This window comes from Ruminococcus albus AD2013, from assembly GCF_000526775.1.
Taxonomy (GTDB): Bacteria; Bacillota; Clostridia; order Oscillospirales; family Ruminococcaceae; genus Hominimerdicola; species Hominimerdicola alba_A.
Map to the genome: position 1 here is coordinate 3,238,661 of NZ_JAGS01000001.1, position 15,078 is coordinate 3,253,738.

The 15,078-nt window shown below is 48.7% G+C and carries 8 protein-coding genes; all 8 read left to right on the forward strand.

The features are described from left to right. Positions 1 to 2: 2 nt before the first annotated feature. The 8 genes from N773_RS0114600 (at position 3) to fusA (ending at position 15,011) form a co-directional block, all read left to right on the forward strand. A complete protein-coding gene (locus tag N773_RS0114600) occupies positions 3 to 566 on the forward strand; it encodes a hypothetical protein (RefSeq protein ID WP_024858484.1) in 564 nt (187 codons plus the stop codon). A gap of 1,071 nt (positions 567 to 1,637) precedes the next feature. Then, a complete protein-coding gene (rpoB, locus tag N773_RS0114610) occupies positions 1,638 to 5,543 on the forward strand; it encodes a DNA-directed RNA polymerase subunit beta (protein WP_024858486.1) in 3,906 nt (1,301 codons plus the stop codon). 110 nt (positions 5,544 to 5,653) lie between these two features. Next, positions 5,654 to 9,244, forward strand: a complete 3,591-nt coding sequence (rpoC, locus tag N773_RS0114615; protein WP_024858487.1) for a DNA-directed RNA polymerase subunit beta' — start codon at positions 5,654 to 5,656, stop codon at positions 9,242 to 9,244. Positions 9,245 to 9,475: 231 nt separating this feature from the next. After that, positions 9,476 to 9,979, forward strand: coding sequence for an RNA polymerase sigma factor (locus N773_RS0114620; RefSeq protein WP_024858488.1), 504 nt, complete (start codon positions 9,476 to 9,478; stop codon positions 9,977 to 9,979). Then, on the forward strand, positions 9,954 to 11,609 hold the full coding sequence (locus N773_RS0114625) for a hypothetical protein (RefSeq protein ID WP_024858489.1): 1,656 nt from the start codon (positions 9,954 to 9,956) through the stop codon (positions 11,607 to 11,609). Before N773_RS0114620 ends, N773_RS0114625 begins: the two co-directional genes overlap by 26 nt. A 190-nt stretch (positions 11,610 to 11,799) precedes the next feature. Then, the gene (rpsL, locus tag N773_RS0114630) at positions 11,800 to 12,225 is read left to right on the forward strand and encodes a 30S ribosomal protein S12 (protein ID WP_002852924.1); all 426 of its coding nucleotides are present in this window, start codon (positions 11,800 to 11,802) and stop codon (positions 12,223 to 12,225) included. Positions 12,226 to 12,440: 215 nt separating this feature from the next. Then, positions 12,441 to 12,911: a 30S ribosomal protein S7 gene (gene rpsG / locus N773_RS0114635; RefSeq protein WP_002853108.1), complete on the forward strand. Its 471-nt coding sequence runs from the start codon at positions 12,441 to 12,443 to the stop codon at positions 12,909 to 12,911. A 21-nt stretch (positions 12,912 to 12,932) separates the two neighbouring features. After that, a complete protein-coding gene (gene fusA, locus N773_RS0114640; RefSeq protein ID WP_024858490.1) occupies positions 12,933 to 15,011 on the forward strand; it encodes an elongation factor G in 2,079 nt (692 codons plus the stop codon). Positions 15,012 to 15,078 lie beyond the last annotated feature (67 nt).

The window sequence follows — 15,078 nt, forward strand, 5'->3', positions numbered from 1 at the left end:
AAATGACAGTAAACGGAATTATCGTTCAGGAATATACGGATAATCCTTACAGGGGCGTGGACGGCAGCGGTTACAGCAAGGATTCGGCGCAGAACTGGTTCCTGAACTATGTTGAAGATGCGGACAAAAGTTTTGAAGGATACTATGATGAACATATCGATATCGGCATGACTTATAACATACCCGATCATTATTGGGTGGCTGCCTGCAGCGATATGGAACATATATATAAATATGTAAAAGAAGCAGAAAAGCGAAATATAAGATACAGACTGCTTCTGGCTGAAACGGACATACCTCGTCCGAGGTTTGAGTGTCCCGACGTTGAAAAGGTGTTTCTTGGATACGACTACGCCTATTCTTCGGGGGATAATTACTCGGCGGTGTATAATGAGATACCTTTTGTGTTTCCGCAGTTTAAGCTTAATCGGTACGGACTTTTTGAGACGAGGGAAGCGATAGAAGAATTTATCGCCGAAAGAGAAAGATTTGTGAGAACGCACCCTCCGCTTACGCTGGAAGCGGGAGATTTTGTGATATTCAGGCTTCATGAGATCCTCCTTTGATGTGTCATCAGATCAGAATAATGTAAAATGTGGACTATGCCCCGAAGTGTGCTTCGGGGCTGATTTTTGCCGTGGGGGGAGGTGGTATGTTTCCCTATTATACAGTATAACACGCCGCCTCATATCCCGTTATTCAAATGGGGGATACCCCCATACCCCCACGCCAGAACCCTCGCGCACGTGAAGCCTTGACGCTTCGTTCGCTCTCACTCCCTGCGGTCGTTCGGCTCACTACGGTCAAGATTGCGCTCGGGCTTCTGGCGGCGACTGCCTGCCATCGTGCGCATAAGTGGGATCTATTCTTTGTTCTTAATAACTTTTGCTATAAAATATTATTTCAAATTGGGGTAACGGTCGACGCAGTCACCGTGCCCCCATACCACCACGCCCGAACCCTAACCACGACTGTGTCGGCAGTGGATCCGGGCTGTTTGCCATGCTTAGAAAAAATTATGTCTTTCTACTATCAGTGATTTTGGTCGAAAAGTTGTACGTTTTTGTACAACTCTTGCAGAAATATGTCCGAGTTAAAATTAAAAACAGTTGTTTGCACAATATCACAGGTGTAAATATGGGCAGTAACACAGCAAAAATGGAAAATAATGACAATTGCGATGAGCGGCGAGCCGCCATAAAAATCATGGGGGAAATGAGAAAAATCACAGCTGAAAATTATACGACCGTATGCCTTCGTATTTTTTGGTACGTGTGTATTGCCTGACGTACTTTGATGGGGTGGCTTCCGTTCATAAAAAATTTACGGAATATCTTATGAATGGTCATTGTAAAACTTTCAGCCCTGCATGACATTGGTTTTTGTTAAAAGCGGCGAAAATGGGTAAATGAGGGATGCAGTCAATGGAAAAGGCTTGACAAGGGTCGAAGTCTGTGTTATAATTTTATACTGTATCATAATGGAGCTTTACGCCTGTAAAAATGCCAGAAAGCGGTAAAAACAGGGCAAAGTTCACGTTCGTGAGGCACTTGGTCACCCGACGTCAAGAGGGTAAAAAGTGCAGTTTTACAAAACGTTCACAAAGTTTCAAAATAAATTAAGGAGTGATCGAGCCTATGGTTAATGTCAAGGACGTAAGACTTGGTAAGAATACCAGAAAAAGCTTTGCCAAGATCAACGAAGTCCTGGAAATGCCTAACCTCATCGAGGTGCAGAAGAACTCGTACCAGTGGTTTCTGGACGAGGGACTCAAGGAGGTTTTCAGAGATGTTTCGTCGATCACAGATTACAACGGTAATCTGGAGCTGACTTTCGTGGGATACCGCTTTGATGAAAATTCAAAGTACACGATCGCAGAGTGCAAGGCGAGAGATGCAACGTACGCTGTTCCCCTGAGAGTTACCGCAAGACTGAACAATCTCGAAACAGGAGAGATCAAGGAGTCGGAGGTCTTCATGGGCGAGTTCCCGAAGATGACCGACAGCGGTACATTCGTTATCAACGGTGCAGAGCGTGTTATCGTATCTCAGCTGGTACGTTCTCCCGGTGTTTACTATGCCTTTGATAAGGACAAGACAGGTAAGGATCTGTTCAAGACCACCGTTATACCTAACAGAGGTGCATGGCTCGAGTATGAAATGGACTCGAACGATGTCGTTTATGTCCGTATAGATAAGAACAGAAAGATCCCGATAACCACATTCATCCGTGCTCTCGGCTTTGGCACTAATGAGGAGATCGAGGCTACTTTCGGCGTTGACGAGAGACTGACCCAGACTATCATGCAGAAGGATCAGACCGCTAACCGCGAGGAAGCTCTGCTGCAGGTATACCAGAAGCTCCGTCCCGGCGAGCCTCCCACGGTTGAGTCCTCGGAGACACATCTGAACAATCTGTTCTTCGATGCAAAGAGATATGATCTGTCACGTTTCGGCAGATACAAGTATAACAAGAAGCTGGGCGTAGGCTCCAGACTTGTAGGTCATAAGATCACAAGACCCATCGTAGCTCCCATGACAGGCGAAGTTCTGGCAGAAGAGGGCGACCTCATCAGCTATGAGAAGGCTATGGAGATCGAGACCGCGGGTGTTAAGGAAGCTTTCGTTACCGTTGAGGTAAAGGAGTACGAGACTGCTCCCACAGGCGAGACCGTTACCAGAATGGTAGACAAGGAAGTCAAGATCATAGGCAGCGGCATGGTAGATATGCAGGCTTATGTTGACTTTGATCCTGCTGAGTGCGGCATCAACGAGAAGGTAAGCTTCGCAGTACTCAAGGAGATACTGGAAAGCACCGACGATCCCGAGGAGCTCAAGGAAGAGATCAGAAGCAGATGCGACGATTTGGTTCCTAAGCACATCGTTATCGATGATATCGTTGCTACCATCTCTTATTTCCTCAATCTGTGCGACGGTGTCGGCGATGTTGATGATATCGACCACCTGGGCAACAGACGTATCCGTTCCGTAGGCGAGCTGCTGCAGAACCAGTTCCGCATCGGTTTCACCAGAATGGAGAGAGTTATCCGTGAGAGAATGAATATCCAGTCGCAGGACAGCGAGGTAATCACTCCTACTGCGCTGATAAATATAAGACCCATCACTGCGGCTATCAGAGAGTTCTTCGGTTCATCTCCTCTGTCACAGTTCATGGATCAGAACAACCCTCTTGCTGAGCTGACTCACAAGAGAAGACTTTCCGCCCTGGGTCCCGGAGGTCTGTCGAGAGACAGAGCCGGATTCGAGGTTCGTGACGTTCACTACACACACTACGGCAGAATGTGCCCTATCGAGACTCCTGAAGGACCTAACATCGGTCTGATCTCCTATCTGGCATCATTCGCAAGAATAAACAAGTACGGCTTCATCGAGGCTCCTTACAGAAAAGTTGATAAGGAGACAGGCGTTGTTACCGACGAGGTAGTATACATGACTGCCGATGTCGAGGACAACTTCATGGTAGCTCAGGCTAACGAGCCCCTGACCGAAGACCACAAGTTCGCAAGACCCAAGGTAAACGGCAGATACAGAGACCAGATCCTGGAGATCGAGAACAGCAAGATCGACTTCATGGACGTATCTCCTAAGATGGTCGTTTCAGTCGCTACTGCTTGTATCCCCTTCCTGGAGAACGATGATGCGAACCGTGCGCTGATGGGATCGAACATGCAGAGGCAGGCTGTGCCGCTGCTGAAGACCGAGTCGCCTATCGTTGGTACAGGTATGGAGTACAAGGCTTGTATCGACTCCGGCGTTGCAGTGGTATCCACCAAGGCAGGTGTTGTTGAGAGCGTTGACGCTGACAAGATCGTTATCCGCGAGGACGACGGCAATATGCACACCTACGAGCTGACAAAGTTCAAGAGATCCAACGCAGGTACCTGCACAAACCAGAGACCTATCGTTGAAAAGGGCGAGCGTATCGAGGCTCACCAGATAATCGGTGACGGCCCCGCTACCTCCAACGGCGAACTTTCTCTTGGTAAGAACGCACTGATCGGCTTCATGACTTGGGAAGGTTACAACTACGAGGACGCCGTTCTGCTGAACGAGAACCTTGTAAAGCAGGATAAGTATACTTCAATCCATATCGAAGATCTGGAGACAGAAGCAAGAGATACCAAGCTTGGACCTGAGGAGATCACAAGAGATATCCCCAACGTGGGCGATGACGCTCTGAAGGATCTGGACGAGAACGGTATCATCAGAATAGGTGCCGAGGTACGCTCGGGCGATATCCTCGTCGGTAAGGTAACACCTAAGGGCGAGACCGAGCTGACAGCCGAGGAAAGACTGCTGAGAGCTATCTTCGGTGAGAAGGCAAGAGAAGTAAGGGATAACTCCCTGAAGGTACCTCATGGTGAAGCAGGTACTATTATAGAAGTAAGAGTATTTACAAGAGAGAACTGCGATGAGCTTTCTCCCGGAGTAAATATGCTGGTTAGATGCTACATCGCACAGAAGAGAAAGATCTCTGTCGGCGATAAGATGGCGGGTCGTCACGGTAACAAGGGTGTCGTTTCACGTATACTTCCTCAGGAGGATATGCCTTTCCTGGAAGACGGTACTCCTCTGGATATCTGTCTGAACCCCCTGGGCGTGCCTTCACGTATGAATATCGGTCAGGTTCTTGAAGTTCATCTGGGTATGGCTGCAAAGGCACTTGGCTGGAAGATAATGACCCCTGTATTCGACGGCGCACACGAGGCTGATATCCGTGAGTGCTTCAAGATGGCTCAGCAGAACTATCTCGAGCACAAGGACGACGACTTCGAGATACACCCCATGGACGAGGTCATCAACCCCAATGCACTGAGCATGAGCGAGGACGGTAAGTTCACCGTATATGACGGCAGAACAGGTGAAAAATTCGATAACCGCGTTACTGTTGGTTATATGTACTACCTCAAGCTCCACCACCTCGTTGACGATAAGATACACGCACGTTCCGTTGGTCCTTACTCACTGGTAACACAGCAGCCTCTCGGCGGTAAGGCACAGTTCGGCGGACAGCGTTTCGGTGAGATGGAAGTTTGGGCTCTGGAAGCTTACGGCGCAGCTTATACTCTGCAGGAGATACTGACCGTTAAGTCGGACGACCTGAACGGACGTGTAAAGACCTACGAGGCTATCGTTAAGGGTCAGAACGTTCCTAACCCCGGCGTGCCCGAGGCATTCAAGGTACTTATCAAGGAACTGCAGTCCCTGTGCCTTGATATCAAGGTTCTCAACATCAATAACGAAGAGATCGACCTCAAGCAGAAGTTCGATGATGACGACGATCTCATTCCTACACACTACGCTGATGACAATACCAAGATGTCCGCTGAGAGCGAAGACTTCGGCGACGGCTTCGGAGCTGAGGACGAGGACGGTACTTCCGAACTCGAGCGCGGTGATCTGGACGATTACGGCAGCAGCGGCAGCGACGATTACGACTACGGCGACGGCGACGACGGAGATGAGGATTATCTCCACGACAGCTACACCGGTGACGTTGATGAGGACGATCTGTTTGAATAAACAGTAAACGTTCATGTACGACAATAATTAATCATTGGTAAACAGGAGAAGAGGCACAGGGTGCCTCCCTCTCCGGTTTCAACTTCTAAATAAAGGAAGGGGTATCGCTGTTGGATTTTAATGTATTTGAATCAATAAAGATCGGACTGGCATCTCCCGAAAAGATCAGAGAGTGGTCTTACGGTGAGGTAACAAGACCCGAAACCATAAACTACCGTACACAGAAACCCGAAAAGGACGGTCTGTTCTGCGAAAGGATATTCGGACCGCACAAGGACTGGGAGTGTCACTGCGGTAAGTATAAGAAGATACGCTTCAAGGGCAAGATATGCGAGCGCTGCGGCGTTGAGGTAACAAGGGCTAAGGTAAGACGTGAGAGAATGGGTCACATCGAACTGGCTGCACCTGTATCACATATCTGGTACTTCAAGGGCACACCCTCCCGTATCGGACAGATGCTGGAGATCTCTCAGAAGAGACTTGAAGAAGTACTCTATTTCACAAAGTATGTAGTTATCGATCCCGGCAACACCGATCTTGAAAAGGGCAAGCTGCTTACCGAGCAGGAGTATAACGATCTGCTGGTAAAGTATGACGAGAGCGATTTCAAGGCAGGCATGGGTGCCGAGGCTATCAAGCAGCTGCTTGAAGAGATCGACCTCGACAAGCTTTCCGAAGAACTGAAGGCAGAACTGAAAGAACTGCCCGCTGGTCAGAAGAAGATCAAGCTGCTGAAAAGACTGGAGATCGTTGAAGCATTCAGAGTATCGGGCAACAGACCTGAATGGATGATACTGGACGTAGTTCCTGTTATCCCCCCCGATATCAGACCTATGGTAATGCTGGACGGCGGCAGATATGCTACCTCCGACCTGAACGACCTCTACAGAAGAGTTATAAACAGAAACAACCGTCTCAAGAGAATGCTGGAGCTGGAAGCTCCCGATATCATCGTGAGAAACGAGAAGAGAATGCTCCAGGAAGCTGTTGACGCACTGATCGACAACGGCAGACACGGCAGACCCGTTACAGGTCCTAACAACAGAGCATTCAAGTCCCTTTCGGATATGCTGAAAGGTAAGCAGGGACGTTTCCGTCAGAACCTGCTGGGTAAGCGTGTTGACTACTCAGGACGTTCCGTTATCGTCGTAGGCCCCGAACTGAAGATGTATCAGTGCGGTCTGCCTAAGGAGATGGCTCTGGAGCTGTTCAAGCCCTTCGTTATGAAGAGACTTGTTGACACAAATCCTCAGATAAATATAAAGAGCGCAAGAAAAGCAGTCGAGAGAGCTCGCCCCGAGGTATGGGACGCTCTGGAGAACGTTATCCAGGGTCACCCTGTAATGCTGAACCGTGCGCCTACACTGCACAGACTGGGTATCCAGGCATTCGAGCCCATACTCGTTGAGGGCAGAGCTATCAAGCTGCACCCTCTGGTTTGTACAGCGTTCAACGCCGACTTCGACGGCGACCAGATGGCGGTGCATCTGCCTATATCCGTTGAGGCACAGGCTGAGGCAAGATTCCTCATGCTGGCTGCTAACAACCTGCTGAAACCTTCGGACGGACGTCCTGTGGCTGTTCCTTCTCAGGATATGCTGCTGGGTTCCTACTACCTGACTCTCCAGAAGACAGGCGAGCCCGGTGAAGGCAAGGTGTTCAGAGATGTCAACGAGGCTATCATGGCTTATGATAACCACGATGTAACTCTCCACGCTGCCATCAAGGTAAGGATCACCCGCCAGATCGGTGAAAAGACCGTTTCCAAGATCATCGACGCTACTGTCGGCAGACTTATCTTCAACTCCATAATCCCCCAGAATCTGGGTTATGTTGACAGAACAAGCTCCGAGAAGCAGTTCGACCTTGAAGTTAACTTCCTCGTTAAGAAGAAGCAGCTGGGCGACATCATCGACAGATGTATACAGAGACACGGTACTACAACTACCTCCGAAGTGCTTGATAACATAAAGGCACTGGGCTATAAGTACTCCACAAAGTCTGCCATCACCGTTGCGGTCTGCGACGCTGATATCCCCGCTTCCAAGAAGGATATCCTCGCAGAAGCAGATGCACTGGTTGAAAAGGTAGACAAGCAGTACAAGAGAGGTTATATCTCCAGAGAAGAAAAGTCCAAGAAGTTCATCGAGATCTGGAACGCCGCTACCGATAAGGTAACAGATGCACTGAAAGCAAGCTACGACACCGAGCACAATCCTATCCATATGATGGCGGACTCCGGTGCCCGTGGTTCGATAAACCAGATAAGACAGCTCGCAGGTATGCGTGGTCTGATCGCCAATACATCGGGTTCTACCATCGAGATGCCTATCAGAGCTAACTACCGTGAAGGTCTGAACATACTGGAATACTTCATATCCTCCCGAGGCGCACGTAAGGGTCTGGCCGATACCGCTCTGCGTACCGCTGACTCGGGTTACCTGACAAGACGTCTTGTTGACGTTTCTCAGGACGTTATCATAAGACACAAGGACTGCGGCACTACTGTTGGTATCGAGATATTCGACATCAAGAACGGCAACGAAATGATCGAGCCTCTCAGCGAGAGACTTGTGGGCAGATACCTTGTTGAATCACTCAAGGATTCCAAAACAGGCGAGCTGATCTGCTCCAAGGATAAGCTGATAAGCGAGCATGACGCTGCCAAGATCGTTGCTGCACTGGAAGAAGAGGGCAAGACCTCTATCCAGATCAGATCGGTACTGCAGTGTAAGGCAAGAAACGGCGTATGCGCTAAGTGCTACGGTGCAAACCTGGCTAACGGCAGCGTTGTTCAGGTCGGTGAAGCTGTCGGCGTTATCTCCGCACAGTCAATCGGTGAGCCCGGTACACAGCTGACCATGAGAACATTCCATACCGGTGGTATCGCATCGGCAGAAGATATCACACAGGGTCTTCCCCGTGTCGAGGAACTGTTCGAGTCCAGAAAGCCCAAGGGCGCAGCTATCATTTCCAAGATCGGCGGCGTAGTTCGCATCGAGGAGATCAAGAAGACCAAGCAGATCACCGTAACAGAGGATATCATTCCCGACGGACGCATCGAGCCCGCATTCGAGACCTATCCTATACCTTACGGCTACAAGATCAGGGTTAGAGACGGTCAGACCGTTATACCCGGTGAGCCTCTCACCGAGGGTTCGATCAACCCTGCTGATATACTGGCTGTTAACGGCGAAAAGGCTGTACAGAACTACATCATCACCGAAGTTCAGAAGGTTTACCGTCTGCAGGGTGTTGATATCAACGATAAGCATATCGAGGTTATCGTTCGTCAGATGATGAGAAAAGTCAAGATCGACGATCCGGGTTCAAGCTACAGACTTCCCGGCGAGCTGGTTGACAAGTACGAAGTTGACAGGCTCAACGAAGAGATACAGGCACAGATCGACGCAGGCGACGAGAGCGCAAGACTCATCACAACACTGCCCGTTCTTCAGGGTATCACCAAGGCTTCCAGCTACTCCGACAGCTTCCTGTCCGCAGCGTCCTTCCAGGAGACCACAAAGGCTCTTACCGACGCAGCTATCAGGGGCAAGACGGATAAGCTCCAGGGTCTTAAAGAAAATGTTATCATCGGTAAGCTCATACCCGCAGGTACAGGTATGGACGTTTACAACAAGGTTGAGATCGTCAAGAACGAGAGCGGCGCACATACTGCTCCCGCTGAATCGTTCATCTGATAGGATCCCGGCTTGATAATATGAAATAATAATCAGCAGCTCTTCGGCTCAGGTCGGAGGGCTGCTTTTTATGCCCGAAGATCTGATCATTATATTGACAAAAAAATAGTATCTGGTATACTGGAGCTGACAAAATGCGGAGCGTCAGCTGAATGAAAAAAATTTTTTCAGACCCGTGCAACATTTCGGGGACCGCGAGCGTTTTATTATACAGAGAGGGAGGTGAGGCGCATGGCTGATATCCTTAGCGATTATGAAGAGCTGTTAAAAGAGTACAGCGACATGGTCACAAGACTTTGTGTGATGCATACCGGGGATATGACAGATGCGGAGGACGTATATCAGACGGTGTTCTTTAAGCTGTACAAGGAACTGAAAAAGGGTGTCATACCAAACCCGAAAGCATGGCTTCTCAGGGTGACGGTGAACGAGTGCAGGAGCTTATGGCGGTATCGCCTGCGCAGGAACACCCTCAGTCTGGAAGATGTCAGTGACATACCCGTTCAGCCTGCCGACAGTGAGATATGGCAGCTGGTGATGGAACTTCCGCCGAAGTACAGAGATGTGATATACCTTTATTATTATGAGGAGCTTACAGCTGATGAGATAGCAGAGGTCACGAAGACAAGACCTTCCACCGTGCGCTCACAGCTGAAACGCGGAAGAGAAAAGCTGAAAGGTCAGCTTGAACAGGAAGGGAGCGGACGTTATGAAACAGATGAGATTTTTGGATAATGTCAGGACACCCGAGGACTGGCAGCGCAGGGCTCTGAAAACGGCTGAAGCTGAAGGCTTGAAGCCGAAGCTGAAAAAATGGCAGTCCGCGGGGATAGTTGCGGTGACAGCGGCAGCAGTTATCGGTATGGCGGTAATGCCGATGTTCTACGGTATGAAAGAAAATAATGCACCTGTGGAAAGTACGGCACAAGAAGCATACGACAGACCCGTGCAAGTCAAGGAAGTCAAGGTTAAAGATAAGTACACAGACAGCTCTGAGGACAATGAAGGTGTTCGTAAGATGAACGGGATGTACGGTCATACGGAATCGGTGACAGTGCTTGAATGCGTGAGATCCGAAGATACAGACGGCATACTCCTTGTCGGAGCGAGAAGATCCTATCAGACAGGAAACTTTCTGTTCTGCACCACACTGCCGACAGACGGTGATGCGTTATCGGGCAGTACAGAACTGCCGAAGTTCGGAGATCAGCTGGTACTGGGATTTGATACCCTTTACGGTGAGGATTGGCTGGATGCTGATTATACCATGGTGCTTGACGAAAGAGATTATGTCGCTGTACAGAACAAGGGAACATTGTACTGCAAGGGTTATGCAGTTGTGGGAAAATCGGATGATGAATTCTTCAATGGCATTCTCAGCTCTTCGCAGGCCGCGGCAGGGGCAACGGAATACAGCATTGATGACAGGGTCAGGAAATTCGTTATCGGCAGTTACTGCAATATAACTCATATAAAGCCGAAAATTAAGGGCGGAATCAAGCGAAGCGGCGAGGACACGGGGCTTGAAACGCATATGATGACCACGATATTCGATGAAGATTTCATCAGCGGCGGAGTTGTATCTCAGCTTTATGTGATGAGGATAGAAAAGACCGAGGGCGGAAAACTTAGCGCGGTATCGACCTTTGACAGCCTTGAAAAGACTTGCAGTCTTGAGATAGACGGACGAAAGGGAAGTCTGAAAACTAAGTGCGATACTGATATCGATATATTGAATGTCAGGGTGGTCGAGGACGCGGTTAATGAAAATACGGCTTATCTGCTGATAAACGCTGTTGATAAGGAAAGAACAGGAGATATCAGAGGAAATCTGAAAATAGATATCGTGCTTGATGAAGTAAAGGAACAGGAGAAAGTTGCACCCCATGAACCTGTCTGTATAAAGACACAGCATACGGAAGTTGAGGACGGCGCGTATGATTTTAGTGTTGTGCCGAGCGAAGATGTTGAAGTATGGCACAGCACGGCTGATGGTCTTAAAGGAACACAGTTCGTATATACCTTTGAACTGACAGGGGATATTTATGCGGATAAGGGCGATATAAATACTGAATATGATGTGCAGTACCCGAACAGGCTGAGATTCACCGCAGGCGGAAAGATATATATTGCAGATGCACCCGAAGACTATGACATATCCCTCCATAAAGTCGGATCTTCGGCGGACGGTAAAATAACGCTGAAAATAATGCTGGCACAGGATGAACTGACAAACGAACCAAAGGATGATATGGTCATAAGCTTCAGTACCGACGACGGCTCATCGGGCTGTAAAGTAGTATTCACAAACGAAAAAACCGAAACTTACAAAGGGATAAGAATGACCGGTCTGGAGAGATACTGACAGACAAAGAACTGCGGTCTATCGGGAAAATATGGGATAATAGACACCCCGTCTGCTTGTCGGACGGGGTGATTTGTGTGAAGTGTAAAAATTATTTTAAACCGCTTGACATATCGGGAAAAGTAATGTATAATAGTCGAGTACGCTGACAATAGGGTCAGTGTAACTATTTGATGAAAGGAGAGAAACCATGCCAACCTTTAACCAGTTAGTAAGAAAGGGCAGAAACGTACTTGCAGACAAGTCTACAGCTCCTGCACTTCAGAAGGGCTTCAATGCCAAGAAGAAGAGAGTGATCGATCAGAGCTGTCCTCAGAAGAGAGGCGTATGCACAGTTGTTAGAACAGCTACTCCTAAGAAGCCTAACTCCGCAATGAGAAAGGTAGCCAGAGTAAAGCTGACCAACGGCTACGAGGTAACTGCATACATCCCCGGCATCGGTCATAACCTTCAGGAGCACTCTGTTGTTCTTATCAGAGGCGGAAGAGTTAAGGACCTCCCTGGTGTAAGATACCACATCATCCGCGGTACTCTTGATGCACAGGGCGTTGCTAAGAGAATGCAGGCTAGATCCAAGTACGGCGCTAAGAAGCCTAAGGCAGGCGCTGCTAAGTAAGCTTAAAACAAGCTTGCGAACACTACGGGAAATATCCCGCTCAAAATTTATGGAACAACTCATTGCCGCGTAAAAGCGGAGACCACAGTTTTTGTGGAGTGATTGATATATATATCGGTAACTCTGCATGGAACTGACGGGGCTGTGACGGGTCGAAAGGTCTGGTCACAGAGCGAGTACCTATGAATTCATTATTTGTGAAGGAGGGAATTAAAGTGCCAAGAAGAGGTAGAGTTACCAAGAGAGACGTACTCCAGGATCCTGTATACAACAGCAAGCTGGTTACACGTCTGGTAAACAACATCATGCTCGACGGTAAGAAGGGTGTTGCCCAGAAGATCGTTTACGGAGCATTCGAGATCGTAGAGGAAAAGACAGGCCGTCCTGCTCTCGAAGTTTTCGAGGAGGCTATGAACAATATCATGCCTGAGCTGGAGGTAAAGGCTCGCCGTGTCGGCGGTGCTACCTATCAGGTCCCCATGGAGGTTAGACCTGACAGACGTCAGACACTCGGTCTGAGATGGATCACTAAGTATTCTCGTGAAAGACACGAGGACACAATGAAGGAAAAGCTCGCAGCTGAGATCCTCGACGCTCTTAACGGTGTAGGCGGTTCATGCAAGAAGCGTGACGACACACACAAGATGGCTGAAGCTAACAAGGCTTTCGCTCATTACAGATGGTAAGAGTATAGAGGAGGATATATCATGGCTAGAGAAACTAAGCTCCAGGATTACCGTAATATCGGTATCATGGCACACATCGACGCCGGTAAGACAACTACTACTGAGCGTATCCTGTTCTATACCGGTGTTAACTACAAGATCGGTGAGACACACGACGGTGCATCTACAATGGACTGGATGGCACAGGAGAAGGAGAGAGGTATCACTATCACCTCTGCTGCTACTACTTGCTACTGGAAGGGTCACAGACTCAACATTATAGATACTCCCGGCCACGTTGACTTCACCGTTGAAGTTGAAAGATCTCTGAGAGTTCTCGACGGCTCCGTTACCGTTCTTTGTGCAAAGGGCGGCGTTGAGCCCCAGACTGAGACTGTTTGGAGACAGGCTGATAACTATAAGGTACCCCGTATGGTATACGTCAACAAGATGGATATCATGGGTGCTGATTTCTATAACGTACTGAATATGCTCCACGAGAGACTTCAGTGCAATGCCGTTCCGATCCAGCTGCCTATCGGCGCTGAGGAAGATTTCAAGGGTATCATCGATCTCCTTGAGATGAAGGCATACATTTATTATGATGATCTGGGCAAGGATATCAGATGTGAGGATATCCCCGCTGATATGCAGGAAAAGGCTGAGCAGTACAGAGCTGACCTGATCGAGCATCTGGCAGAAGTTGATGACGATCTGGCTGAGAAGTTCTTCGCTGATGAGGAGATCACCATCGAAGAGATGAAGGCTGTTATCAGAAAGTCCACCATCGCTAACACAATGGTTCCTGTTACTTGTGGTACTTCCTACAAGAACAAGGGCGTACAGAAGCTGCTCGACGCTATCGTTGACTATATGCCTTCTCCTATCGACGTTCCCCACATCAAGGGCGTTAACCCTGATACAGGTGAAGAGTGCGAGAGAATTTCAGGCGACGATCAGCCTTTCGCAGCACTGGCATTCAAGATCGCTACAGACCCCTTCGTTGGTAAGCTGGCATACTTCAGAGTATACTCCGGTGTACTGGCAGCAGGTTCTACCGTTTACAACTCCACCAAGGATAAGGACGAGAGAATCGGACGTATCGTTCAGATGCACTCCAACGACAGAAAGGATATCGATACCATCTATGCAGGTGACATCGGTGCAGCTATCGGTCTGAAGAATACTACAACAGGTGATACTCTCTGCGACGAGAAGAACCCTGTTATTCTGGAATCCATGGAATTCCCCGAGCCTGTTATCCAGCTCGCTATCGAGCCTAAGACTAAGGCAGGTCAGGAGAAGATGGGTATCGCGCTGGCTAAGCTGGCAGAAGAAGACCCGACCTTCAGAACTTATACTTCCGAAGAGACAGGTCAGACCATTATCGCAGGTATGGGTGAGCTCCATCTGGAGATCATCGTTGACAGACTGCTGAGAGAGTTCAAGGTTGAGGCTAACGTTGGTGCACCTCAGGTATCCTATAAGGAGACCATCACCAAGGAAGCTAACGTTGACTACAAGTACGCTAAGCAGTCAGGTGGTAAGGGTCAGTATGGTCACGTTAAGATCAATGTATTCCCCAACGAGAGCGGCGCAGGCTACGAGTTCGTAAACAAGGTAGTCGGCGGTTCTATCCCCAAGGAGTACATCCCTGCTGTTGACGCAGGTATCAAGGGCGCTATGGAGAGCGGCGTACTCGCAGGCTTCCAGGTTGTTGACTGTAAGGTTGAACTGTATGACGGTTCTTACCACGAAGTTGACTCCTCTGAAATGGCGTTCAAGATCGCAGGTTCTATGGCATTCAAGGAGGCTATGAAGAAGGCTGCTCCTATAATCCTTGAGCCTATCATGAAGGTATCCGTAATAGCTCCCGATGATTATCTGGGTACTGTTATCGGCGACCTGAACTCCAGACGTGGTCAGATCCTCGGTCAGGAGCAGAGAACAGGTGCTGTTCAGGTTGACGCTCTTGTTCCTCTGTCTGAGATGTTCGGTTACTCTAACGACCTGAGATCCAAGACTCAGGGTCGTGGTCAGTACGCTATGGAACCCCACAGCTACACTCAGGTACCGAAGTCTATCGCTGACAAGATCATGACTTCCAGAGCTAAAGACTGATTTTAGCAAAAATATTTTGCAAAAACTATTGCAAAATGCTTAATTATTTGGTATAATAATACTACGG